At 61.1% G+C, this 25,752-nt stretch carries 16 protein-coding genes and 1 pseudogene; 4 read left to right on the top strand and 13 right to left on the bottom strand.

Translation table 11 applies throughout. The features are described from left to right. Positions 1–314 precede the first annotated feature (314 nt). The 4 genes from YUU_RS52420 to YUU_RS56910 all read right to left on the bottom strand — a co-directional run bounded on the left by YUU_RS52420 (position 315) and on the right by YUU_RS56910 (position 8,021). Entirely contained in the window at positions 315–2,792 is a 2,478-nt protein-coding gene (locus tag YUU_RS52420) for a multiheme c-type cytochrome (RefSeq protein ID WP_371260525.1), read from the bottom strand. Positions 2,793–3,414: 622 nt separating this feature from the next. Next, the gene (locus YUU_RS52415) at positions 3,415–5,013 is read right to left on the bottom strand and encodes an arylsulfatase (protein ID WP_051389995.1); all 1,599 of its coding nucleotides are present in this window, start codon (positions 5,011–5,013) and stop codon (positions 3,415–3,417) included. 164 nt (positions 5,014–5,177) lie between these two features. Then, positions 5,178–6,836, bottom strand: coding sequence for an arylsulfatase (locus YUU_RS0131730; RefSeq protein ID WP_035663905.1), 1,659 nt, complete (start codon positions 6,834–6,836; stop codon positions 5,178–5,180). A 246-nt stretch (positions 6,837–7,082) separates the two neighbouring features. After that, the gene (locus YUU_RS56910) at positions 7,083–8,021 is read right to left on the bottom strand and encodes a helix-turn-helix transcriptional regulator (protein WP_084801638.1); all 939 of its coding nucleotides are present in this window, start codon (positions 8,019–8,021) and stop codon (positions 7,083–7,085) included. 557 nt (positions 8,022–8,578) lie between these two features. Between YUU_RS56910 and YUU_RS0131725 the strand changes: the two genes are divergently transcribed. Next, positions 8,579–9,355: a serine protease gene (locus YUU_RS0131725; RefSeq protein ID WP_027525969.1), complete on the top strand. Its 777-nt coding sequence runs from the start codon at positions 8,579–8,581 to the stop codon at positions 9,353–9,355. Between the two features lie 53 nt (positions 9,356–9,408). Here YUU_RS0131725 and YUU_RS56905 read toward each other — a convergent pair whose 3' ends face one another. Beyond that, entirely contained in the window at positions 9,409–10,416 is a 1,008-nt protein-coding gene (locus YUU_RS56905) for an AraC family transcriptional regulator (protein ID WP_156944604.1), read from the bottom strand. A 936-nt stretch (positions 10,417–11,352) separates the two neighbouring features. Between YUU_RS56905 and YUU_RS59055 the strand changes: the two genes are divergently transcribed. Continuing rightward, positions 11,353–11,526 carry a hypothetical protein gene (locus YUU_RS59055; protein WP_156944603.1) on the top strand — a complete coding sequence of 58 codons (174 nt, stop codon included), beginning with the start codon at positions 11,353–11,355 and terminating at the stop codon, positions 11,524–11,526. A 1,096-nt stretch (positions 11,527–12,622) separates the two neighbouring features. On the opposite strand, the pseudogene YUU_RS59045 reads toward YUU_RS59055, so the two are convergent. From YUU_RS59045 to YUU_RS52400, 8 genes and pseudogenes are all read right to left on the bottom strand, one after another. Then, a pseudogene (locus tag YUU_RS59045) lies at positions 12,623–12,739 on the bottom strand (RidA family protein); the annotation flags it as partial. Between the two features lie 249 nt (positions 12,740–12,988). Next, positions 12,989–14,851, bottom strand: coding sequence for an acyltransferase family protein (locus YUU_RS52405; protein ID WP_051389994.1), 1,863 nt, complete (start codon positions 14,849–14,851; stop codon positions 12,989–12,991). A gap of 345 nt (positions 14,852–15,196) precedes the next feature. Beyond that, entirely contained in the window at positions 15,197–16,558 is a 1,362-nt protein-coding gene (locus tag YUU_RS0131685; protein ID WP_035663899.1) for an FGGY-family carbohydrate kinase, read from the bottom strand. A 123-nt stretch (positions 16,559–16,681) separates the two neighbouring features. Then, complete coding sequence (locus YUU_RS0131680) at positions 16,682–17,797, bottom strand: substrate-binding domain-containing protein (RefSeq protein ID WP_027525964.1); 1,116 nt, start codon at positions 17,795–17,797, stop codon at positions 16,682–16,684. 50 nt (positions 17,798–17,847) lie between these two features. Then, positions 17,848–18,840: an ABC transporter permease gene (locus YUU_RS0131675; protein WP_027525963.1), complete on the bottom strand. Its 993-nt coding sequence runs from the start codon at positions 18,838–18,840 to the stop codon at positions 17,848–17,850. Beyond that, on the bottom strand, positions 18,837–19,823 hold the full coding sequence (locus YUU_RS0131670; RefSeq protein WP_027525962.1) for an ABC transporter permease: 987 nt from the start codon (positions 19,821–19,823) through the stop codon (positions 18,837–18,839). Before YUU_RS0131670 ends, YUU_RS0131675 begins: the two co-directional genes overlap by 4 nt. Next, positions 19,820–21,361: a sugar ABC transporter ATP-binding protein gene (locus YUU_RS0131665; protein WP_035663895.1), complete on the bottom strand. Its 1,542-nt coding sequence runs from the start codon at positions 21,359–21,361 to the stop codon at positions 19,820–19,822. The genes YUU_RS0131670 and YUU_RS0131665 overlap by 4 nt, the downstream gene beginning before the upstream one ends. 2 nt (positions 21,362–21,363) lie before the next feature. Beyond that, positions 21,364–22,176, bottom strand: coding sequence for a DeoR/GlpR family DNA-binding transcription regulator (locus YUU_RS52400; protein ID WP_035663928.1), 813 nt, complete (start codon positions 22,174–22,176; stop codon positions 21,364–21,366). 184 nt (positions 22,177–22,360) lie between these two features. On the opposite strand from YUU_RS52400, the gene YUU_RS0131655 reads away from it, so the two are divergent. Together YUU_RS0131655 and rhaI are read left to right on the top strand one after the other, a co-directional pair. Further along, on the top strand, positions 22,361–24,457 hold the full coding sequence (locus tag YUU_RS0131655; RefSeq protein ID WP_027525960.1) for a bifunctional rhamnulose-1-phosphate aldolase/short-chain dehydrogenase: 2,097 nt from the start codon (positions 22,361–22,363) through the stop codon (positions 24,455–24,457). Next, on the top strand, positions 24,454–25,752 hold the full coding sequence (gene rhaI / locus YUU_RS0131650; RefSeq protein ID WP_084801635.1) for an L-rhamnose catabolism isomerase: 1,299 nt from the start codon (positions 24,454–24,456) through the stop codon (positions 25,750–25,752). The genes YUU_RS0131655 and rhaI overlap by 4 nt, the downstream gene beginning before the upstream one ends.

Here is a 25,752-nt window from a genome sequence, read left to right as displayed (position 1 = left end):
GCCGCGCACAACCCTGCCATTTTCCCACAGCGTCGCTCGACCGTCGTAAAGGTCGAGAGGCCATGGTGCGAAGTGTTGTTGAATGAGGGCTGAGCAAGGCAGCTGCCAAGCGTACTGCCGACGAAATCAGTGGGCGACAATGGTGGATCATTCTGGTGGGCGCGCCACCGCCTAGGTGGTGCTGGCCTAGTTCTGCTGCCCGCCTAGGCGAACAGAAGCGCCACTCACGATGCCGCCTCCCACGATGATAGCCCTAAAGGACCAGACTGGCACGGCATCAGCAGTGCATTCAGCCAATAGTCACGTATCAATGGCTATTGTTTCAAACGTGCGCGGAGTTCGTCGGTTAGACGAGCCAGGTTGCGGTCGTTTGGCGCGAGATGGGAGAGGCGCTCGAGATAGTCGAGTGCGGTACCTAGATCTCCGGAGTCGCGGCTGAAGGTTGCCAGCGCCAACAGGGTATCGCGATCTTCGGGATGCCGGGCCAGGTTCTCCTTCAGAACCTTCATCGACTCATCGATGCGGCCCGATGAATGCAGCGCCACGGCGTAAACATAGGCGTAGCGTGCCCGATCAGGTTCCAGCTCGGTCGCGTGGCGGAATTCGCCGAGTGCATCATCCGGCAACTTCTGTCGCGTCAGGGTGAGCCCGAGCGCATGGTGCAGTCCTGCGTCCCGGGGGGACGATACGATGGCTGTCCTCAGCACGCTCGCTCCGTCACCCTCACGGCCAAGTCGTCGGTACAAATCTGCGAGATTGATCGCGGCAGGCGCATATTGCGCGCTAAGGCGCAGTGCGCTCTTGTATTCGCTCTCTGCGTCGGTGGTGAGTCCGCGACTGACGAAGAAGTTTCCGAGCGCTGAGCGAGCTTCAGGTCGATCAGCGTTGAAACGTTGCGCGGCGATGAACTCGGCTGTTGCCGTCTCGTAAGCCGCACGATCGGAGACGGGCTGGTTGGCAGCGGGCACCGCAGCCAGCACCGACACTGCCCTGATACGAACGCCACGGCTTGAATCGGAGAGCAGGGGTGAGACCAGGGGCCAGAGCCGGTCGCCTGGAAGGCCGTCGAGCATCTCGAGGGCACCAATCCGAACCATCGGATCAGGATCGGCCAAGCCCTTGCGGGCAAGCTCGATAGTAGCGGGCGAGACCCGGGATCGAAGTTCGCTCAAAGCGCTTGCTCGCGCGATCGCCGGCATTGTGGGGCTAGCTGCAACGAACGCCAGCAGAGCGGCCGCGTCGCTACGATCAGTCCAAGAAGCCTGGAAGGCCTCAGCGTAATTCTGGAAACCTTTTCGACCCGGCCCATGCCAGCGCTCGACTGCATCGGTCGCCCATTGTGCGGATTTGTCGACGTGACAATTGTTGCAGGCGTTCGGCGTGCCAAGTTTCACGGAAAGATCCGGCCTGGGAATTCGAAGGCTGTGATCATGCCGCTTGTCAACCACCATATAGGTGCTGACCGGCATATGGCAGGACGCACAGGTGACTTTTGGTGTCACGTCACTGTGGTGGGTATGGGATGCAACCTCATAGCTGTCTGAAGCGTGGCACTGCAAGCACACGCCATCGTCGGACGCGCGCAATTTGGCGGCGTGCGGATCGTGGCAATCGCTGCAGGTGACGCCAGCTGCAAACATCTTGCTCTGCTTGAACGAGCCGTAGTTGTAGACTTCGTCGAGCATCTGCCCATCGGCGTGATAGAGACCGCGGGCCAGATTGGAGACCTGGTGCGTGTCGGACAATGGCCGCCCTGGTATCCAGTCCTCGGAAAACTGTGCCCGTCGCGCATGACACAAGCCGCAGGTCTCGACTTCCCGGCGTATCGCAGCAGGGGAGACGTTGCGTTGCGGATTGCCGGTCTTGGGATCGCGGTTCCAAATCACGCCGTCCCGCTCGTCGAGAAACACGGCAAGGCCCTTCAGAGGGTCTTTATCCCGTCCGAATGGCCACCAGCTCCGCTGACTGTATGCCCAGTTGACGTGTCGTGAGCCCTTGCCGTGGCATGCCTCGCAGCCGACACTGATCTCCGCCCAGTTGGTGTGGAACCGGTCGTTGGCCACGTCGTAGTTCTTTTGCACGCCCGTCGAATGGCACTCGGCGCACATGAAATTCCAGTTTTGATTGAGCTTGGTCCAATGCAACACGTCGTCGTGTTTGATCGCTTCATTTGGATAGAGATGAAACCAGCGTTGGCCGCCCTGGTCCTTCGGCCGGTTGTCCCAGGCGATTGAAAGTGCCTGTATGCGGCCATCCGGAAATTCGACCAGATATTGCTGGAGGGGGGCGATTCCGAAGGTATATTTCGCCTCGAAGGTCGCAAGCTTGCCGTCGGCGCCGTCGGTCTCGACGAAAAATTTGTTCCCTGTTTTGAAGAAGCGGGAATGGACGCCGTAGTAATCAAAGCTCGCATCGTTGAAGTCACCGAGCACGGAGGCGGCACTGGCGTGCTGCATGGCGTGCCGGTGCTGGGACCCGGCCCACAACGCTGCTTCAGTCTTGTGACATTCGCCGCAGGCTTCGCTGCCGACGAAGGCGGGAGCAGTGGCCGCACTCGTGCGATGTAGCGTCTCGGGCAAGCCGGCTCTTTCCTCGCCGAGGAGGAAGACGCCCAGGCTACCTATCGCGATCGCTGCAATTGACGCAAACACTGCAATCCGCAGCTTCGATGTCCGAGAGCGATGGGGTTGGGCGCTGACAGCTTCGTTCCGAGCGTCCGCGGCTGGCCTCGATGGGGCGGCGCGCTCTGACGGCTCGTCGCGGTTGCCGGTTCGTCCCTTCTTGCGCGCCACTGGCCCTACTCGCTAGACCTCGCCGACCCTTTAGAAGGGTAGATTGATCAAAGGATTCGGTGCGGGCTATGCAAATTCGGCAATTCAGAGCATTCCGGTCAGAAGGCTCCATGTTCCGCGGTGCCGAGGTGAATATGACGCGTGCCAAGCGATCCCTTTTCTCACCACCCGTAGCCATAGCCTTGATAGCAGCCGTTCACCCAGCCGTAGCCGTCCCAAACTAGACATTGGTCATAATCCGCATACGGTTTGCGAGCGCGGCCCCGGCGCCATGCGGGGAGCGCTATCTCAGTTGCTCCACCTTCGCTGCCATGTCGGGGTAGCGACTGATCCTGTACGTGGCGTTGCTGCATTGCAAAACCCAAACCTCGTAGTCCGGCCTTGATCGCTTCGCGTCTCGTATCGCGCGCTTGGGTTGTTCGCACGCAACGCCTTGAGTCCGGATCTGTGCTGCCAGCATGTCCTTGACTGTATTTCCAGGCAATGGGCTCCCGGACGGGTTTGTCTGCGCCGATGCCGGCTCCGTCGGGAGCGGTCCGGATAAGGCGGGCAACATCGTCAAGATCGAAACCAGAAGGCGACCGTTCGTGCGATAGTGCAGGAGAGAGAGCAAAGTCACCTCCTAATTCGTCGATGGGGGGAGCCTCAGCTTTTCCATCGCCTGCTCGACCGAGAAGCTGCCGGGCCGCTGGCGCGGGGGGAATTCGCGGAAGCTTGCGATATGTTGCGCAACGATCGCCTGCGCCGGCACAAGCAGGAAGGCGTGTTCAATGAACCATCGCACGTAGTCGCCCGATTCGTGCTGCGACCGCTCGAAAGGATCGGATCGCAAGTTAAGCAATCTGGGTAACCTCAGCTGCTGCAGAGGCTCCGCCCAGACATCGAGACCGTGGGCACGCTGCTCCAAAAACACCGCCTTCCACTGATCGTAGCGCAAGCCGGCCAAGTTGCCGTCGTCGGTCCAGTAGAAGAACTCGCGGCGCTTGTCCGCCCCCTTGCCTGCGAGCAGATCGCGCTGGTCGTATCCATCGAGGTGAACCTTGAAATTTCTGCCCGCCGCGTCATAGCCCTGCAACAGCTTGTTTTTGATATCGGGTTCGCCGGCCGCGGCGACCAGCGTGGTCGCCCAATCCTCGGCAGAGAAGATATCGTTGATCTCGCTACGGGGAGGGACCAGTCCAGGCCATCGCACCATCGCAGGCACACGATAGCCGCCTTCCCAATTGGTGTTCTTCTCGCCCCGGAAGGGGGTTGCGCCGCCGTCGGGCCAGGAGAATGTTTCGGCGCCGTTATCGGTGGTGTAGATCACGATCGTGTTGTTGGCGATGCCGAGGTCGTCGAGCTTCTTCAATAGCTGTCCGACCTGCCCGTCATGCTCGACCATGCCGTCCGGATAGAGGCCAAAGCCGGTCTTGCCTTGTGACTCCGGCTTTAGCCGGGTCCAGATGTGCATCCGGGTCGGATTGAACCAGACGAAGAACGGCTTTCCGTCGCGGTTGGCGCGTTCGATGAAATCAGTGGAGGCCTTGATGAACTCCTCGTCGACTGTTTCCATGCGCTTCTTGGTGAGCGGCCCGGTATCTTCGCATTTTTGTTTGCCCCAGGGACCAAAGCGTGGATCGTCACCCGGCGTGTCGGTGGTCGTTGCAATGCATTTTAGGACGCCGCGCGGACCGAACTGCGCCCTGAACGCCGGGTTCTTCGGATAGTCTGCGTGCTCCGGTTCATCCTCGGCATTGAGATGATAGAGGTTGCCGAAAAACTCATCGAAGCCATGTACGGTCGGCAGGAATTCGTTGCGATCGCCAAGATGGTTCTTGCCGAATTGTCCCGTCGCATAGCCCTGTGGCTTGAGCAATTCGGCAATCGTCGGATCCTTGTCGGACAATCCCTCTTTCGCCCCGGGCAGGCCAACCTTTAAAAGTCCCGTGCGCAGCGGGCTTTGTCCGGTAATGAATGCGGCGCGCCCGGCAGTGCAGGATTGCTGACCATAATAGTCGGTGAAGATCGCGCCCTCGTTGGCGATACGATCGATGTTGGGCGTGCGATAGCCCATCTGTCCCCGGTTATAGGCGCTGATGTTCCAGTACCCGATGTCGTCGGCCATGATGACGAGGATATTAGGTTTCTGCGGCTGCTGTGCAGATGCCGGTGCAAGGATTGAGGTTGCAGCTACAAGAACCGCGAGCAACCTGAGGAATGTGTTTTTCGGATTGCACATGATCAATCCTCCAAACCCGGCTCGCAGCCGGCCCACAGTTCTGCGAGCTCTATTGGATTCCTGATCCAATAGAGCTCGCATCACTCTGGAAAGCTTCATCACTTCAGTGGTCGTGATCGGGCTCGGTCGGGGCGCGCCCGATCACATCATGGCGCTTTGCGCAGCTAGTCGCTCGCTCCACTGGCATTGGCCTTCTTGACCTCGTCCAGCACCTGACTGAGGTTGTAGCTCTCCGGCGCCTGTAGCGGCGGGAACTTCTCGTAACTCGTCAGGTGCGCCAGCCACAGCCGCTGACCGATTGGCAGCATGTTCCAATCGTACTGGAAGGCGGTCGCCGGGGAGCCGAGCGCACCGCCCAAGCTCATCGCCGTCTTCTGGTCGATGCCGACCGCCTGCTCGAACGGATCGCGCTTGATGTTCTGGACGAGCGTGAAGTGGAACGGGATGAGCGGCATGATCCAGCCGGCCGGCCCGGGCTGCGACATGGTGTAGTACATCTTCCAGTTCTTGTAGCGCACCGCGGACGGCGTCGCGCCCGAGAAATAGAAGAAGTGGTCTCGAGCCGACTTGTCCGACTTGCCTTCGAGGTAGTCGCGCTGGTCGAAGCCGTCGAGGGTCGTCTTGACGATGCCGGGGTACTTCCCTGCCTCGATCTGCTGCTTCAACTCGTCGCCCTTGGGTCCACCGGCAATATTGACCAAGGTGGGCACCCAGTCGAGCGCCGCGAAGAGCTGGTTCTTCACCGTGCCCGGCTTGATGACGCCTGGCCACTTGATCACCATCGGTGCGCGGTAGCCGCCTTCCCAGGCTTCGCCCTTCTGGCCCTTGAACGGTGTCACGCCGCCGTCCGGGAAGGAGATCGCCTCGGCGCCGTTGTCGGTGGTGAACACAACGATGGTATTGTCGGCCTGGCCCATGTCGTCCAGTTTCTTGAGCACGACACCGATGTTGTCGTCCATCTGCTTCATGCCGGCTTCGTTGACGCCCCAGTCCTTACCGCCGCGCTCGCCCACCATGGCCTCGTACTTCGGCGGCAGTACGGTGACGACGTGCATGCGCGCCGGGTTGTACCAGACGAAGAAGGGCTTATTGGTCTTCTTCGGATCGTTGCGGTCGAGGAAGTCGACGACCTTCTCCGAGATCTCCTCGTCCACCGTCCTCGAGCGGTCGAGCGTCAACGGGCCCTCATCGCTGCACATCTGGCTCTTGGCCGTGCCGTCCGGAGATTTGCACCAGAGGACGTTGCGCGGGGGCGTCAGACACAGCGTGGTCTTGGGATCGACTGCGCCGGGCACTTCCGGCACGCCGGGAATCGGCGTGTTCTTGCACGGCGGCGCAACCGTCTGTTGGAGCGGAGTCTTGTTGATGTCAGGGAAACTGACCTGCTGCATCGCATCGAGGTGGTACAGATAGCCCCAGTATTCCTGGAAGCCGTGCGCGGTCGGCAGGGCCTCGGTGTGGTCGCCGAGATGGTTCTTGCCGAACTCGCCCGTGTTGTAGCCGAGATCGAGCAGGAACTGGGCGAGCGCAGGCGTGCCGGGCCGCAGGTAGGACGGGCTCCCCGGGAGCTGCGGCGGGATCATGCCGGTGCGCAGCGGATACATGCCGGTGAAGAACGCGTTGCGACCGGAGGTGCAGCTCTGCATGGCGACGTAGTCCACGAACATCGCACCTTCGTTACCGATGCGATCGATGTTCGGCGTCTCGCCAACCATCAACCCGCGGTGATAGATGCTCGGCTGCATCCATCCGATGTCGTCGCCCATGATGAAGAGGATGTTGGGCTTTTGTCCCTGCTGGGCGGAGGCAGGAATGCTCGCCATTGTCGTGGTGGTACACAACACGACAAGAGCGCCCCAGATTGTTCTGAACATGCTCATGGTTGCTTCCCTTGATGTCGGGCTGCTGAAGCTGAAGCGCGGGCCGCAGCCTTCGCCCACCTCCACCCGCCGACCGCGCCTGCTCTTTATCCATGGGGGATCGTGCCCCGCGCATTCGGTCGACGCTCTCGCGACTGGAAAATTCGCCGAAGCGCCGTGGGTGCGCTATGCGATTTCGGCAGCTTGGGCCTAACTTTGCGGAGTCTGTTGCAGTGTGACCGAAGGCGATTCACCGAAGGTGATGCGATACGTCACCGCGAACCGCCCAAGTTCGAGGAACTGATGATTTCGGGCGACTTCCGACACGCTCGTTGTCGAAGGATCGGCACGTCGCAACGCGGCGCGAGCCTTGTTCAATCGTCGCAATAAGAGATATCGCGTGGGGCTTACGCCAAAAAATTCAGTGCAGCACATGCGCAGTGTTCGCTCTGGCACGCCGATCTCTGCACAAAGCGCGGACATGCTTAGCTTTTGGTCGAAGCGTTTGCTTATCGCTTCTTCGAAACGAGCGATCACTGCGCCGTGATGGAGTCTAGTCTTGGGATTGTCGCCCGTCTCGTTGGCGGCCAGGCAATTGATCGTCGCGTGAAGTAGTTCCCGCTCCAGCGCTCTTGCCGCCTCGGGAGCCAGTTTTTGCCTTTCCGCAAGGCGGCAGGCTTTCGCAAAAAGACGCTGGAATCTCAATGCCTCCGCCGGCGCCGGGCGGAGTATCTTGCTTGTGTGCGGCGGCGTAATCGTCCGACCCGTCAATGCCTTGCTGCAACTCCCAAGTACCCCAGGAGATAGCGCGATCAAACCCCATTGGCATGCGCCGTTGGTTTGTTGATGCGTGGGTTGGCCACGACCGTGCAAAACGACGTCGCCGCTACGCAAAGCAAATCCGTCGGATATGAGAGATTCCGCATCCACTGGAAACGACATGAACGTTCGCTCCGGGGGTAGCGAGACACAGGCAAAGCGCGGAAGGTTCTCGCAACACAGAGAGACTTCCAGATCCTTCAATTTCAGCCGTGTCAGCCGTGCCTTGAAATCGCCGGCACCTGTTATCGTGAGATTGATACATGCATCGGCGAATCCGGCTGAGTAACTATCGGGATCGCCAAAGGTAAGTATGCAAGTCTCTGCCATGTGTCCCGTCCCGTTGGACCGGCGGACAGTTCTTGCGACCAGTTGAATTACGGGTCTCACCGCACGCAGGAGTATCAGGCAACTGACCGCCTTCGGCTATGCAGGTTCGGAAGTTCGGTCCGGCGGGTGGAATGTGACGAATATGCAATTCCGGCAAGCTGTGATCTCGTCAGGCTGCGCGCCGTTTGTCTTCAGATGAGGCGCAAGCACAACGCCCGTGACAAATTTGAAGGGAGCAAGCAAGAAAGAAAGCGCGAAACTGAACGGAGATTAAAGCTAGAGTTGCAGCTATGTGCCGGGTTTATGGAGATACCGCGCTCTCCGCCAGCGTCACGTTCGGTTTGCCGCGGCATTGGCCCGGCTAAGCTCTCCGCATAGGCGGCCCCAAAATCCATTCTTCCTTGTTGTATTCCAGCAGGAGCATCTGTGACAAATGCGTGACAGTGCGGCGCGAAACGTCCCGGATTCCGGAGAGCCCTTCTGGATAAGTCGATCTTTCCTATTGCCCCGTCGCAGAGTTCATCTTCCCCTCAGTCTGGGGAACAGGGGACATTGCGATGCATCGACATACCGCTTGGCGGCTGCTTTTTCTTTTCATTGTTCTTGCAAGCACTCGGGTCAGTGCAGCGTGCATTGATCCCGCGCAGCTTGCACACTCGACCGTCAGCATCATGCGGTATTGGGATGACGCGGAGCGCGACGCGCATCCCAACGTGGTCGGCATCCGGGGCACTGGTTGGTTCCTGTCCCCGGCGACGATCGTCACCGCCGAACATGTCGCCGGAGCGATGAAGCTCTCGACAGAGGAGTGGAGGCCGCTCGAGATCAGGGACGAAGATGGCGCCCAGTTGATCGGGGCGCGCATCCAGCGCCTGGCGGGAGACGCCGCAGAAAAACTGGCCGTGATCGAACTCCAACAGCCCGTTTCCACCGCGCGGAGCTTTGCGATCCGGAGCAAGCCGCTCGTGCCGGAGGAGCAGGTCATGACGTTCGCCTATCCGGCCGGCCGCCCGCACCTCGTAGAAGGGCGGTTCGTTCGATTGGGAGATGGCGGGAAGCTCGACAGCATGGCGCTCCTGGAAATCTATGAAGGCGAGAATCGCTTCGTCATCGATCACGGCGCTTCAGGAGCGCCGGTGGTCGATTGCGACGGCCGCGTCGCTGCGGTCATCAGCAATGTGTTCACGCAAACTTTGGTGTGGGCTTCCCGCCAAATACGAATCTCTACGGCATGGGGAATGCCCAACGTCGTTTCTGTGCCCGTCCAGGCGCTCGATGAGGCTGCTCTAGCCGCTCCGACGCTTGTTCCGCCGCAAGGGAAGGCGGACGATTGAGGCCGATCGCAGTCCGGTCCGGCTACGGCATTTCCGGGGTCCCTGTATCTGGCTCAAGCGACCGGCAAGTGTGTGACTGCCAGCGATGAGGGACGATCGTGATGGACTTCCGGCTGCTCCGCAGGACGGCGCAGTGTATGCGAGGGTGTCTCTCCGAACAGCAGATTGTAGGCAACCGAAAAACGTCCGAGTTCCCAAAAGCCATGGTCCGTAACGATCTGCGTAACAGTCGCCTTCCACGGATCTGAACTCAGGAGCGCCCGCCGCACGAGGTGCATTCGGCGCAAGGTGAGATAGCGGATTGGGCCCATGCCGAGATGCTCTTTGCAGGAGGCGCGAAGCGATCTCTCGGCAACACCGATCGCCGCGCAAATTTCGACGAGATAAAGCGGCCGGCTGGGATTTGCTTCCAAGAATTCCTCAAACTGCGCCACGATGATCTCGTGGCGACGGCCCCCGGCGCTTGGCTCGACGGCAGCGCCTTCGGCGAGGCACCTCACCATGAGGTGAATGAGCTCATGCTCTAACGACCGAAGCACTTGCGGCAACTCAAGAATATCCGGATTATCATGAGCAAGCTGCCCGACGCTCTTGTGCAACTTTAACAGTCGAACCGTCAGTGCAGAATGTGGGCGAACGATTTGCGTTTGCCGCGTTTTCGGAAACTCACGGCCGATTATTGTCTCAGCAGCAGCATCCAGATCATCAATCGGAAGAGACATTGTTCCGTAGTGAAGGTTAGCGTCGGATCGTTGATGTACGACATCGGACCGGTTCAGTATGATGTCGCCAGGCAAAATCTCGACGCCACAGTGCAGGAATCGTGACGAACCGGGTTCGGAAAGAAAGCCGATCGATCTACGCCCGGGCTTGACCGCGACAGTGTTGACCTGAGGAAGGGACACATGGAACCGATGAACCAGGAGCCTGTTCATGCCGATCTGTGTGATCTCGGCATGGAAACGTCCCCTCACGGTCGGGATCAGTTCGAGTTGTGCAGACCGAATGACTGCGGAGCACGCCGACGGTTCGGTAAAATCAAATACTCTACTCCACGCCACTGCTATCCTCCCCTGAAAAAAACAGAGGCCGTTACCTGTCGGACAATAAGTGCGCCAGCATCCGTGGAATTGGCTTCGGATCGCAAAAGCAGAGCAGGGTGATCGCGGCGACACCCAAGTGGGGGTTGTATTTTAGCCCCTTCTTACTTGTGGTGCGTGCACCACTGTTGACATAAATCAATGCGGGAATTGTGACATGAACGGCGGCGTTGCTGCGCAACACAGTTAGCTCAACATCTTATGGGCGTTCGCTGCTCCCAAACGGAAATCGCTTCGTGTCGACGACGGTCCAAGTGTTCGTAGCTGCGAGGTCTGGCGCGACATCGAGCCACCCTCCCACGGTTCAAGGCGCGCATGATGCCGATGCGGGCGAACATCGTCGGGCTGGCTCGCTCTGCGACCAGGATCAGCGCCTCCATGGCGGCCTGCCATTCTGGCCGATCATGCACCGCCTTCGGCAGCGCGGCGATGTACTCGCCAGCATCGCGTAGCGTGACGAGCTTCCGCCGCCAACCTCTATCGGCCCCTAACCGCGCGAGTACGCAGGTCGAGCATCAGACCATCCCGCTCGGCGACGAGAGACGTACCTGGAACTGCAGTTGCGCGACAACACGAATCCGTAAGGGATGAAGGTTAAGGACGCGCACGGCCGCGTGTGTCTACGCGGTATGTCGGTAGATGACAGCAGTGCTTTGTTGTCCACAGTGTCGATCGCGACACACCGCATTCGCGCGACTCGTCGTAGGCTCTTGTGGCGTCCTTCATGGCGCTTTCTCCCTCAGCCTTGAGCCCGTCGCGAATGGCGGGCTTCCTTAAAACGTGCAGGTGACATAGGACAGAGCTTGTCACTCGCGGTGAAGCGCTTCCTTAGGCAAGTTAGCAGCAAGAGCTCCGCTCCCATTGGCGTCGTTTGTACATTGCGAAGGAGGGACTACGATGTTGGACGCTGCCGCGCTGCGCGAAGATCTCGCCGCAATGGAAAAGCAAATCCGTTTTAATCCCAACGACTATGATCTAATCAACAAATACCTGACATATGCCCGCAAGGTGCGTGAGATCGAACATCGCGAAAACGGCTATGTGACTGCACGGAGGGAGCATCAAAATTAGATCCCCGGTGCACGAGGGAATTGTAATAACGCAGCAGATTTTGTTGAGAGCCTCACCGTTACAGAAGTTTCGCTTCTCATTTGCGGGCATGGTGGACAGTAAAGAACAGGCCCCAGCTCAGGGGGGAAAGCTGGGGCCATTCACGCGGGTCCCTGACACTCGGGGATCAGGTAACGTATTTACAATCTGCTTCCGAAGGTCTCGTTCCTTCTAAGCTCAAAGAATCGCAATCTGAGGCGATCCTTGGGCTTCTGATCCTGTGTCTGCTGAGAGGCAACTGGTCCTGGTCCTTTTCGGCCATTGCTCAACGCCTTCAACTGAGGGCTTAAGTCCAAAAGTGAACATTCGTTCCCGGGCAGTCCATATCCGAGAAACACAAAATCCACTGCGTGAAGGTGTCATGGGTGGCGGTCAGGTCGTCGCCGTGTCCGGCCGGTCACCGGGAGCATCTGTCGGCTGTGTCCCTTGCGGGGAGCCTCGCATTCCAGCCTGGGAGCGTGTCCTTTCGGGGCCCTTTGGTCCAAGCACGCGAGGCCACTGCCGCGGCGGCCGAGCGCAAACAATGCACCGTTGCGAGCCCGCACCAATCGCGCAGGAAGCGAAACCGCCAGCCGCTGGCGGGCTATCCTTTAGGGAATGCTAGAAACAGGTTCACCATGAACCAGAGTATGGGCGCCCATATCAGGGCGAGTATCAGGCCCATGAAGATCTGGCAGAACCGACTTGTAGGTTCGTTTGTGCCTCGGCCAACCATGATCAGACGATCGAAGGGCTGCCCCGGCTCACCACAAAACAGATATGAGGACCACCAAGCCGCCCGCGGCCAGTATCCAGGACAGCAAATGGATCATCCGTGTTCGGTCGCGCGTCATGTTGCGCCTCCGGCTCCCGCCCATCTCGAAGCAGGCGCCTGAGCGGGAGCAGACCATTGAGCCAGATCAAGGCTGCCCTTGGTGTGCAGAATCGGCCGGAGTCTGATGCGCGGCCATAGGCGCCCAGGGGCGCCGGTAGATCTCGATACCGGACAACCGCGCCAGACCTGGCTCGCCGTAAGCGACGAGCCGGCCGCCTTGGTCTGCGGTCGTTACTGGCATCTCGTCATGGTCGGGTAGTCGTAACCGGTGGTGCTGGCGGCGAAGTCGCTGTCGATCACGGCGCCGCTGTAGCCGGCGGTCTTCTCGAAGGAGGAGCCGGTGGAAATCAGGCGACGCAACTGTTCGACCTCGACTAAAGGGGTGTTTTGCTGGGGGTATTCGAGGCCCTGCGCAGGCGGCGAAAAAGGGGCTCAGCGCGGCTGCTGCATCATCAGCCAGAATGGGCAGTGTGGGGCCTTCTCGATCTTGGCTTCGCCCACCCGATCGTCCTTACATCGGTTCGATCCGGCCTGGATTTGGGGAGTTGGGGAGGGGATAAGGAGATGCGAGACATGCGGAGCGTCGCATTGAGCCTTGAAGGAGCGACATCACTTGTCTCTTGGTCGCAAGGCCTTGAGGAGCTTGCCCTCGATTGAATCGATGAGGAATATCGAGCCGTCCTCAGTGAGGTGCACGCTGTCTATGGCCGCAGGAGAATGGTCGTTTAAACGTGTGAGACATCCATCGGCATTGCAAAATACCTGCCAAGCCGAAATGTATTCGGCACCTTGTTGTGTGAAGAACATGCGGGCCTGTTCGTCATCCCAAAGGTTGTTCACAAAACTGCTAGATCGTGCGGGCAGTAACTGTCTGCGCGTGATGTAGTAGCTTAGGGCCTGCTCCGGTAAACCGCGCTTCCACGATGGTACCGGGCCTAATACAATTATTCTTGGACCGATCAGTTTCAATGCAGCCAGCGTGTTGCTCCAGCCTGTCCTCGTGCTTACGTCGAGAGGGCCATTTGCGTGCAGCAGGACGACGTCGGGTCGAATAGAGCTGAGGATTTGTCTCACACGCTCATTGTTTTCCGCGCAGGCGACAGAAATCGGACCGCTCAGGAGCGGCATACAAGAGCTGGCGGTAACTTGAACAAGTCCGGACGGCTGACGCGACTGGAGAACTCGGAGCCCGGGCATCAGCGATCCAGCTGTGGAATCACCCCATACGGATAAGAGCGGGCGAACGTGCTCGAAGCATTCATCGGCGAACTCTGTTTGAGATCCCAAGTCCAGCAGACATCGGCCGAGTCGCCATGCGATTGGCCGCTCCGCTGCAGCCGCTCTCAACTCAGGTGGAAAGCGGCCGGAGAAACCGTCGGATTGGATTACGACGAATCCGGCAATTGCTGTCGCCAGCATGCCGCCGGCCAGCAGACCAATTCTCTTGTTGCTCAACGCTCCGAAACGGATTGGCGTCTCAATGAGGGCAAATGTAGCCCAAGCGAGGGCATAGGAAGCAACAACGGCCAAGCCGCGCTCTAGCAAGGTCAGTGGCAGGAACTTCACGGCAGCAGACAGCACCAAGACGGGCCAATGCCACAGGTACAACGGATAGCTTATCTTGCCGGTAAGCACCGTGGCACGATTAGAGAGCATGAGAGCAGCCAAACGACTTCTTGCGCCACCCGCGATGACCAGCATCGACCCAGCGACCGGCAAAGCTGCGCGCCAACTCGGATAGTCCGCCTTCTGATCGATCAAGAGAGAACTCGCCACCACTAAGGCCAGCCCAATTGCAACCACAGCATCTGGATTGGCAACGCGCGCGAGGGGCGCGTGCCGTTCGCGCCACGCAAGGATGGCCCCGGCCATCAATTCCCACGCTCTAGTGATCGGAGAGTAAAAATCCAGATCGCGATGGTGATCGAGGAGGACCGAAACCCCGAAGGATAGCGCACCGACGAGCAATATCGCGGTCCACCATCGACGTGGGGCCGCAAGGAGCGATACAGCGAGGGGCCACAGGATGTAGAACTGCTCCTCTACCCCAAGCGACCAAAGGTGGAGCAGCGGGAATGTATGCGTGTCCGGGCTGAAATATCCTGACTGAAACCAAAAATAGAAGTTCGCGGCGAATACTGAGCTCGCGGCAACTTGCGCTCCAAGGCGAACAAAGGAATCCGGCAACAATATAAACCATGATGCCAACAGAACCGTCGACATAACAAGGATAAGGGCGGGGAAAAGCCGTCGTACGCGCCGCGTGTAGAACTGCGTGACCGTGAATGACCCTTGCGCGACTTCATCGAAGATAATTCCGGAGATGAGATATCCAGAGATCACAAAGAAGACGTCAACTCCGATGAACCCACCGGGGACGTACTCTGGATAGGCGTGAAAGAAGACAACGGCCGATACGGCAACGGCGCGCAGCCCGTCGATCTCCGGCCGGTAACCCGGTGCCTGTCCCATTGGTCCGCCTGAATGCTATGCAACACATCCAGTATTTCGCGACATTTTCGGGGCGCGGTGGAAGCGGGCGAGGCCGGTTCCCCTTTCGACGATCGGGCTAGCACCTGACAAATCACTGATTTGCCCGACCTGGAGAAGAAATTTACTTCGATTGCCTGCTGCGCCTCGCCAATCGCACGCCAGCACCGCTCCCATCCTCCGGAATGAACTCGACGCCGGCCTTTTCGAGGGCGGCGACAAGTGCTTGGCCGGTTTCGGCGCGGCCGCCAATTGGCCCATCGACCGATTCCAACTGCTACGCCAGGCGAAGATCAAGGCACGAGAGGCCAAATGCAGCGATCGGGGTTAGCGATCGATCAGGCCGATCTGCGCCGTCCAAACGCCACGATAGGCGTCAAGGCCGGCGATCGCAGCTGCGTCGACGGGCATCGGCGCCGCGATGGGGTAGGAAGGCGGCCATTGAGCAAGCATTGCGGCACCGCGCGCCGTGCCTGCGGCGTCTTCCGCTGCAAAGACGCGCTGCGTCGGTCGTAACGCGCCGAGGGTCTGACAGAATGGAAGATTGCCGGCGAAGGTCCCTTCGACGATGAGATCGCCGCCTATTGCTCCCATGCGCGTCAGCATCAGATCGCTGACCAGGGCGCAATAGAGCGTCGCAAGCGCGGTTCGATCGCGCGCTGCAACTTCGCCGCGGATCACGCCTTTGGTCGTCGCATAAGGTCCGCCATGGCCGGAGAAGCAGGGCAGAGCCATCGCGCCCGAGGCGACGACGCGCTCGATCGCGTCAAGATCAGGATTGCCGCCGCCCGCGATGACGGCGTATTCACGCCCGCCCATGAAGCGCCCGCAGGCGATGGGGCGGCCGAGCGCGTCGACGTTGGCGAGCGTGTCGTCGCGAGGATCGAGCTGATCGAGTGAAAGGCCCACGCTCATCAGGATCACCCAGGTCCCGGTCGACAACACGGTGAACGGCGCCTGGCGCGAGACGAGGTAGGGCAGAAGTGAAGCGTTGGAATCGTGGATACCGCAAAAGACTCGCGTTTCAGGCGCGAGCCCGGTCAGGGCGGCGATTTCAGGCTGAATCGGACCGAGCGGATCGAAGGCGCGGCGGAGCGGCGGCAGCAAGTGGTCGACGCTGAGAGCTTTGACGAGGCTCGAGATCTGTCCCTGCCGCGGCGCCCAGAGGTCGGTATGGGCGCCGAGGGTCGTGATTTCAGAGACAGCGATGCCGCTCAGGCGCCAGGTCCAATATTGCGGGTAGCCAACGAAATACCTCGCATCGGCAAAGAGGTCCGGACAGCGCCACTTCTGATAGGCGAGCTGCCGGCCGAGATTGAGACCGGCTGGCAGTCTCGGCGACAGGCTCTCCGAAAAGGGCGGCCGCAGGCTGGCATAGTCGGGCTCGATCACTTCTACGCCCGTGAATTCGTAGTCCATGACCGGAGCGGCGAGCGCGCTCTCGCCGATCAAGGCGCCGGCTGCGCCATGCGCGGTCGGAACGATCGCACTGATCTGATGCGTGCGTGCGGCCTCACGAAGCGCATCGAGAAAGAAGTTCCACGCGCTCTCAACATCTTCGTGCGGATAGGGCGGGCCCGGCCGAATGCAGTTGGGCGCCGACTTTTCCCAGAGAAGTCGGCCGTCACCGAACAAGGCAAGCTTTACATTGGTCTTGCCGATGTCGAGGACTGCGACCGTCTGGCTCATCGTCAAGCTACATCTCAACAAGCAACGTCACGCGTGTCATGGCCGGCTTGTCACGGCGATGACAACGAGGCCCAAAGTGCGTCGCCCGGCCGCGTTCTGCGGCGGCCGGGCGACGAGCCTAGGTCAAAAATCGAAGTCCTTGATGTTCTGCTTGGTGAAGATGAAGGGCGAGCCAAGCAGGATCTCGCTGCCATTGACCACGTTCAGCTTGCCGAGCTTGCCCGCATCCACCGAGGTCGCGCCGGGCTTCAGGGTACCGTCGACGACGGCACGCATCACGTAGGTCGCGGCATAGCCGAGATCGACCGGATTCCACAGCACGACCGACTTGACGCAGTCCGCGTTGACATAAGGCTTCATCGCATTCGGCGTGGCAAGGCCGACCACCGCCACCTTGCCGCAGAGCTTGGCCTTGGTCACGGCCTCCGCCGAAGCCGGCGTCGCGACCGAAGTCATGCCGAACAGGCCAGCAAGCTTGTCGCCATGCTTGTTGATCAGCGTCGTCGCCTGGTTGAAGGACAGGTTGTTGTCCTCCTGCGCTTCGACTGTCTCCAGCCATTTCAGCTTGGGGTGACACTTCTGCGCATAGGCCCACATCTCGGCGATCCAGCGTGCCTGGTTCGGCGTCGTGAACGTCGAGGTGACGATCGCGAAGCTCTTATCTTCGCCGGCCTCGTTGGCCATCGAGTCGATCATCGACTTGGCGATGCCGTTGAACTCGGCCTGGTTGACGAACCATTCGCGCGCGTCCGGCGTCGAGTTGGCGTCGTAACCGACGACATGGATGCCTTTCGACAGGGCCTTCTTAAGCACCGGCGCGATCGCCACCGGATCGTTGGCGGCGAAGAGAATGCCGTCGACGCCGCTGGTGATGTAATTGTCGATGAACTTGATCTGTTCGTCGATCTTGGCTTCGGTCGGGCCGTCGGTCTTCACCGTGACATTGCCGAGCGCCTTGGCGGCCTCCTGCATGCCTTTCGACGTCGCGTTGAAATAGCCGATGCCGATCAGCTTCGGCACGTCAACCAGCGTGATCGGTTTGCCGGCCTTGTCGGCCGCATTGGTTGGCCGGCCGCCGTCATAAGGCTTGGCCGCTGGCGCGGCGTTGGCCTCGCCAGCCGCACAGGCAAGCGGATTGACCGGCAGGTCGTCCGCGCCGTCCCATCTCTTGTCCGCTGCCGAGGCCGTTCCGGCCAGAAGCGTCGCGCTGAGAAATGCAAAGGCTAATCCGAGCTTCATCTTGTTGTCCTCCCATGTTTAAGCCGCTGTTTTCGCGGTCAGACACTCCATCAAACGCCGTCGCGGCGCCGTTGGAGCGAACTCGCCACAAGAGTTGAAAGGATGAGCACTGCGCCGATGACCACGATCGTCGCATCGCCCTTGACGCCGGTCAGGGCCAGTCCGTTCTTCAAGAGCTGGATCATCGCCAGGCCAACGACCGTGCCCCAGATCGTGCCGACGCCTCCGAATATGCTGGTGCCGCCGAGCACCACCGCCGCGATCACGTCGAGCTCATAGCCGATCCCCATGTCCGAGCGGGTCGTGGTCACGCGTGAGACGAGAACACAAGCGGAAAGGCCGGCCATGAGGCCCGATAGCGTGTAGATGATCAGCTTGACGCGATCGACCGGCAAACCGGAAAAGCGCGCGGCGGTCTCGTTGTTGCCGATCGCATAGAGAGTCCGGCCGAAAGTGGTGCGGTCAAGAACGATTGCCGAGACCACGATCGCGATCAGCAGGAGCCAGAGCTGCGCCGGCACGCCGAAAAGGTTTTCCTGTCCGATGAAGTAGAACCATTCCGGGTAGCCGCGCACCGAACGCGCCTGGCTGATCCCCTCGGCGAGGCCGCGATAGAGCGCGAGCGTCGCGATCGTCATGATCAGTGGCGGTACTTTCACCCTGGTGATGACGATCCCGTTGAGAAGACCTGCCGCGGCACCGACGAGCAACGAGAAGCAGATCGCCAGCGGCAAGGGAAAGCCGAAATTCTTCCACGAATAGCCGAGCAAGATGGCGCAGAGCCCGACGATCGAGCCGACCGAGAGATCGATGCCCCCGGTGATGATGATGAAGGTCATCGGCAGCGCAATCAGCCCGACCTCGGTCGTCAGCCTGCCTTGATTGAGCAGATTGTCGAGCGTGAGGAAGCGGCTGTTCAAGCCGCCGAGCACGATCAACGCAAGGAGAAGGATCACCGCGAGCATGGTCTCGTGGCGCAGCAGCCACCAGGGGACGACGCGCTTGGCGGTCTGGGGAAGAGGGATTTCGCTCATGGCGCTCATGCTCCGGCCATGCGCCGGCGCCGCAGAATGTCGGCGATCACGGTCACGAGGATGAGCACGCCCTGGACCGCGCGGATCCAGTAGGGCGAGACGTCGATGAAGACCAGCGCGCTCGCGATCTCGGCGATCAGTACGGCGGCAAGGGTCGAGCCGATCACCGTGCCGACGCCGCCGAGGATGCTGACGCCTCCGACGACCGACGCGGTGATGATCGTCAGCTCGAGATTGGGCGGCACGGTCGACTGGATGACGCGCAGCTGCGTCGCATAGAGCAGGGCGGCCGCCCCGGCAAAGAATCCGTGCAGCGCGAAGACCATGACGATCGTGCGCGGCTGCGAAATGCCGCAGAGCCGCGCCGCTTCGGCGTTGCCGCCCACGGCGTAGATGGCGCGGCCTGAGGCCGAATAGCGCATCCATAAGGCCGCCAGGATCGTCACCAGGATCATGAGAAAAACCGGGAACGGCAGCACACCGAAGAGTTCGATATCGGCGAGATGGAAACTGTCGGGCAGGTCGGTGATCCATTTGCCCCCGGTGACGCTGATCAGGCCGCCTTTGAGGATCGACAGCATGCCGAGCGTAACCACGATCGCCGGAATGCGCAGGTAGGCGATGATGGCCCCCTGCAAGGCCATTACGAGGACGCCGGCAACGAGCGCCGCCAGCCAGGCGACCACGATCGGCGCGCCGTTCACCGCCAGAGTGCCGCTGATCGTCGCCAGGACGCCGATCAGCGCGCCGACGGAAATATCGATGTTGCCGGAGACGATCACCATCGACATGCCGACTGCTGCGACTGCGATATAGGCGTTGCCGAGCAGCACGTCGGAAAGATTGCGCGCCGCCAGAAAGCGCGGATTGTAAAGGCCAACGGCGATGGCGAGGCCGATCACCGCGATCGCGAGCAAAGCCTCCTGCGAGGCAAGCACCTTCAGCCGCCGCCGCGGATCAGCCTCGGTTCCGGCCAAGGTCAACGTCGTCATGCCGCTTTCTCCGCGTTGTCATGACTGCCCATCATCGCTGCGCCGATCGTTTCCTGGGTTGCTTCTTCGCGCGAAAATTCGGCAACGATACGGCCTTCGCGCATCACGAGCACGCGGTCGCTCATGCCGAGCACTTCTGGCAGCTCGCTCGAAATCATCAGGATGGCGAGCCCCTGGGCCGCAAGCTCGCCCATCAGCCGATGGATTTCCGCCTTGGCGCCCACATCGATGCCGCGCGTCGGCTCATCGAGGATCAATAGCTTCGGCTCATTGGCGAGCCATTTGCCGAGCACGATCTTCTGCTGATTGCCGCCGGAGAGCTTGCCCGCGATCTGCTCGAGCGAGCTCGTCTTGACCGCAAAGCGCTTGACGCCGTCGTCGGCAAGCTTGCGCTCGGCGCCGCGATCGATGAAGCCGCCGAATGCGACCTTGCCAAGCGCGGCGAGGCTGAAGTTCTCGCGCACACTCATCGGCCGCACCAGGCCCTGTGTGCCGCGATCCTCGGGGACATAGGCGAGGCCCAGGGACCGCGCCTGTGCCGGCGAGCGGATATCGACCTTCCGTCCGGCGATCCGGATTTCGCCGCTATCGGCCGGCGTGACGCCGAAAATGGTTTGCGCCAGCTCGCTGCGACCCGAGCCGACGAGGCCGGCAAGGCCGACGATCTCGCCGGCGCGCACCGTGAGCGATACGCTCCTTGTCAGCGGCCGTCGTTCGAGGTCTTTCACCTCCAGCACCGGCTTGCCGATCGGAACCGTGATCTTCGGGAACAGGCTTTCGATCCTGCGGCCGACCATCAATTGCACGAGCTCGGCCGCGTCCGTGTCGGCGACGCGCTTGGTCGCGACATGCGCGCCATCGCGCAGCACGGTGACACGATCGGCGATGGCGAAGATTTCGTCGAGCCGGTGGCTGATATAGATCACGGCGACGCCGCGGGCTTTCAGCTTGCGAACGATATCGAACAGCCGCGTCACGTCGTACTCGGTCAGGGCCGCGGTCGGCTCGTCCATGATCAGGATGCGCGCGTCCTGCGACAGCGCGCGCAGGATTTCGACGCGCTGGCGATTGCCGACGCTGAGGGAACCGACGACTCGGTCGGCCTGCAGGTCATGAATCTCGAGCGAAGCGAGCAGCGCATTCGTCTTCTCGTGCATCGCCCGCCAGTCGATCCGGCCGAGGCCGGCGCGCGGCGCATGCCCCATGAAGATATTCTCGGCGACGGTAAGCTCCGGAAACAGCAGCAGCTCTTGATAGATCGTGGCGATGCCGGCGCGCCTTGCATCGTCCGGACGCGCTAGGTCGACCGGCTTGCCGTCCACGAGTACCTCGCCGCGATCGGGCGGGAACACGCCGGAAACGATCTTGATCAGCGTCGACTTGCCGGCGCCGTTCTCACCGAGCAAGGCGTGGACTTCTCCCCTGGCGGCGTCGAACGAGACGCCGGACAGCGCCCGCACGCCTGGAAAGGATTTCTCGATCGAGCGTACCGACAGAAGCGGCGTTCCGGGAGTTTCACTATGCGCGTCCGTTGTCATGGTCACGCCGCCGCATTGGTTTGAGCGCCTGCATCGACGGCAACGACGCGGACACCGTGCCCGCGCAGCATGTCGAGTGCGTCGTCTGGCGCGCCGGAATCGGTGATCAGCGTATCGATGCGCGAGAGCGGGCAGACGACTAGGCTGCCGCGCGAGACGAATTTCGAGGAATCGGCCAGCACGATCAGCTTGTCGGCACGCTTCAGCAGTTTCGACTCGGCGCGGGCGAGCAGGGGATCACCCTCGATCACCCCGAGCGGGCCGATTGAAATCGCGCTCATGAACATCCGCGTCGCCGAATAGTGCTGGATCGCATCCTCTTCAAAGGGCGAGACGATCATGCCCTGCTCACGATAGACCTCGCCGCCCGGCAAGGCGACGCGGCATTTCGACGTGTGGATCAGCGCGTCGGCGAGCAGATAGGAATTGGTCAACACCTTCAGGCGGCGCTCGCGCAGATACTCGCCCATCTGGTACGTGGTCGTGCCGCCATTGATGATGATCGTCTCGCCGTCGGCGCAGAGTGCGACTGCCGCCTTCGCAATGGCGCGCTTGGCGTCAATATTGAGCGTCTGGCTGACGTCGAAGGAGCGGGTGGCAAGGGAGAGGACGTCGCCCGGTGCGCTGGCGGTTTCCGGCAGGGCTTCTAGTCCGCCGTGCACCCTGATCGCGACACCTTGCTCAGCGAGTCTGGCGAAATCGCGCCGTATGGAAGCTTCGGAGACGCCGGTCGCGCGACAAGCGTCGGCGATGCGCACCAGCGACCGCTCACGCAAGAGTGCCTTGATGACCTGCCAGCGTTCCCGCTCGTGCACGTCGCCCTCCCTTTTGCCCGCAAATAGGTCATGCTCTCGACCATTGGTCAACTGCGAACCGTCAAGTTCGCTCAATATCGCGCTGCATCAATCATATTGCGTCGCGATGGTGAGCGTGGATGATTGACCGTGATTGAATGGCTGACATAAGCTGCATCAAGGTAAAGCACAGGGAGAACGCCTAATGAGCGAGGTCGCGGCCACGCCCCTGCCAAACCTATGGGACGACGCGCTCGCCGCCGGGCTCGATGAGGCAGGTCAGTTGCTGTACCGCTCGAACCTGCTCGGGGCCGATCTGCGCATCACCAATTTCGGCGGCGGCAACACCTCAGCCAAGATCGAGATGAAAGATCCGCTGACGCGCGAGAGCGTACGCGTGCTCTGGGTCAAAGGCTCAGGCGGCGACATCGGCTCGATGAAGCGCGACGGCTTTTCGACGCTGTACCTCGACAAGCTCGAGAGCTTGAAAGGCATCTATCGCGGCCTCGCCCATGAGGACGAGATGGTCGCCTTATTCAATCACTGCACCTTCGATCTCAATCCGCGTGCGAGCTCGATCGATACACCCTTGCACGCCTTCGTGCCGCACCGGCATGTCGATCATGTCCATGCCGACGCGGTCATCGCCATTGCCGCCTCAGTCGACGCCGAGCGTTTGACCCGCGAGGTTTTCGGCGGCAAGCTCGGGTTCCTGCCGTGGCAGCGGCCCGGCTTCGATCTCGGCCTGAAGCTCGGCGAGATGGCTGCGCGCCATCCCGACTATGTCGGCGTGGTCCTCGGCGGGCACGGGCTGTTCACCTGGGCCGAGACGTCGAAAGCCTGTTACGAGATGACCTTGCGCGTGATTCAACAGGCTGCCGATTGGCTTGCTGCGCATGAGCAGAAGCCGGCTTTCGGCGGCGCCAAGGTCCAAACGGCCTCGCCGGAGAAGCGCCGCGCGATCGCGGCCAGGCTGATGCCGCTGATCCGCGGCAAGATCTCCACCGACGAGCGCAAGATCGGCCATTTCACCGATGCTCCGGAGGTGCTGGAGTTCGTCAACTCGAGCGCGCTGACGAAGCTGGCGCCGCTCGGCACCTCCTGTCCGGATCACTTTCTTCGCACCAAGATCCGACCGCTGTTGCTGCCCTACGATTCCGTGCGCGACAATCTCGACGAGGTGATCGCCGGCCTCGACGACGTTCTCGCCGCTTACCGGCACGACTACGCCGCCTATTACGGGCGCTGCAAACGTTCGGATTCGCCGGCCATGCGCGATCCCAACGCGATTGTGTATCTCATTCCGGGCATCGGTATGTTCACGTTTGCCAAGGACAAGGCAACGGCGCGCGTTGCGGCCGAGTTCTATGTCAACGCAATAAACGTCATGCGTGGCGCCTCGGGCGTCAGTGCCTATGTCGGCCTTGCCGAACAGGAGGCCTTCAACATCGAATATTGGCTGCTGGAAGAGGCCAAGCTCCAGCGCATGCCAAAGCCGAAATCGCTCGCCGGGCGGATCGCCTATGTGACTGGCGGCGCCGGCGGCATTGGCGGGGCGACCGCGCAGCGGCTGCTCGGCGAAGGCGCGTGCCTTGTCATTGCCGATATCGACGAGAAGGCGCTGAACGAGCGCGTTGCGGCGATCACGAAACGCCATGGTCGCGACGCGGCGATCGGTGTCAAGCTCGATGTAACCGACGAGGCGGCGGTGGTCGCCTCGTTCGAAGAGACCGCGCGCGCCTTTGGCGGTGTCGACATCGTCGTCTCGAACGCGGGGATCGCTTCGGCTTCGCCTGTCGAGGACACGAGTCTTGGGCTCTGGCAGAAGAACATGGACATTCTCGCCACGGGTTATTTCCTCGTCTCGCGTGAGGCGTTCCGGCTGATGCAGCGTCAGAACATCGGCGGCGCCATCATCTTCGTCGCATCGAAGAACGGCCTTGCCGCTTCGGCAGGCGCTTCGGCCTATTGCGCAGCCAAGGCGTCGGAGATCCATCTCGCCCGCTGCCTGGCGCTGGAAGGCGCGGCACATGGCATCCGGGTCAATACGGTCAATCCGGACGCGGTGCTGCGCGGCTCGAAGATCTGGGAAGGCGAGTGGCGTCAGCAGCGTGCGGCGTCCAACAAGGTCACCGAAGATCAGCTCGAGGAAGTCTACCGCCAGCGCTCGATGCTCAAACTGTCGGTTTTCCCCGAGGATATCGCCGAGGGTATCTACTTCTTCGCGTCCGACCTTTCGGCCAAATCAACCGGCAACATCCTCAATGTCGACGCCGGCAACGCGCAGGCCTTCACGCGATGAGCACGCCGTTCTCGATCAGCGCGGATTTCATCGCCGACCACAACGCGCGGCTCGAAGACGCCACCACTGAAGACTACGACGCCCTGAAGCGTGCACTGGCGCGGCAGGGGATCGACGCGGAGGCCCTGGTGCAGAAGGTCATGGCCTTCGGCGTCGCCATTCCGACCTGGGGCGTCGGCACAGGTGGCACGCGTTTCGCTCGCTTTCCGGGGCCGGGTGAGCCACGCAACGTCTTCGAGAAGATCGACGATTGCGCCGTGATCCAGCGATTGACGCGGGCCACTCCGACCATCTCGCCGCACATTCCGTGGGACAAGGTCGATGACTATGTCGCCTTGCGCGAGAAGGCTGCGACGCGCGGCCTTGCCTTCGATGCGGTCAATTCCAACACGTTCCAGGATCAGCCGGGGCAGGAGCTTTCATACAAGTTCGGTTCGTTGTCGCATACCGATGCGCGCGTGCGCGCTCAGGCGGTCGCACACAACATCGAATGCATCGAGATCGGCCGCAAGCTCGGCTCGAATGCGCTGACCGTCTGGATCGCCGATGGCTCGAACTTTGCCGGCCAATCGAATCTGACCAAGGCGCTCGACCGCTATGTTGATGCGATGCGCGAGGTCGTCGCGGCGCTGCCCGCCGACTGGCGGGTGTTCCTCGAGCACAAGCTTTACGAGCCGGCGTTCTACTCGACCGTGATCTCGGATTGGGGCACGAGTTTTGCCGTCGCGCAGGAGCTCGGCCCCAAGGCCTATTGTCTCGTCGACCTCGGCCATCATGCGCCGAACGTGAATATCGAGCAGATCGTCGCCCGGCTCGTTCGCTTCGGGAAGCTCGCAGGCTTCCATTTCAACGATTCAAAATATGGCGACGACGATCTCGACACCGGCTCGGTCGAGCCGTTCAGGCTGTTTCTCGTCTTCAACGAGCTGATCGACGCCGAGCGCCGCAAGGCGGACGGCTTCGCGCCAGCGTATATGATCGACCAGTCGCATAACGTGACCGATCCTATCGAGAGCCTGATGCAATCGGCGACCGAGTTGCAGCGCGCCTATGCGCAGGCCCTCATCGTCGATCGCGCGGCGCTCGAAGCGGCGCAAGAGGCGAATGACGCGCTCGGCGCGCATCTCGAATTGAAGCGCGTTTTCACGACCGACGTCTCGCCGCTGCTCGCCATCGCCCGCCTGCGCGCCGGCGGCGCGATCGCGCCGATCGCGACCTATCGCGCATCCGGTTATCGGGCGCAAAAGGCAATGGAGCGTCCCGCCATCGCCGGGACGTCGGCGGGAATTGTGTAG

The sequence above is a fragment of the Bradyrhizobium sp. Ec3.3 genome, from assembly GCF_000472925.1.
Lineage (GTDB): Bacteria > Pseudomonadota > Alphaproteobacteria > Rhizobiales > Xanthobacteraceae > Bradyrhizobium.
Note: the sequence above shows the minus strand (reverse complement) of the source record. Positions and strands in the feature narration are given on the sequence as shown.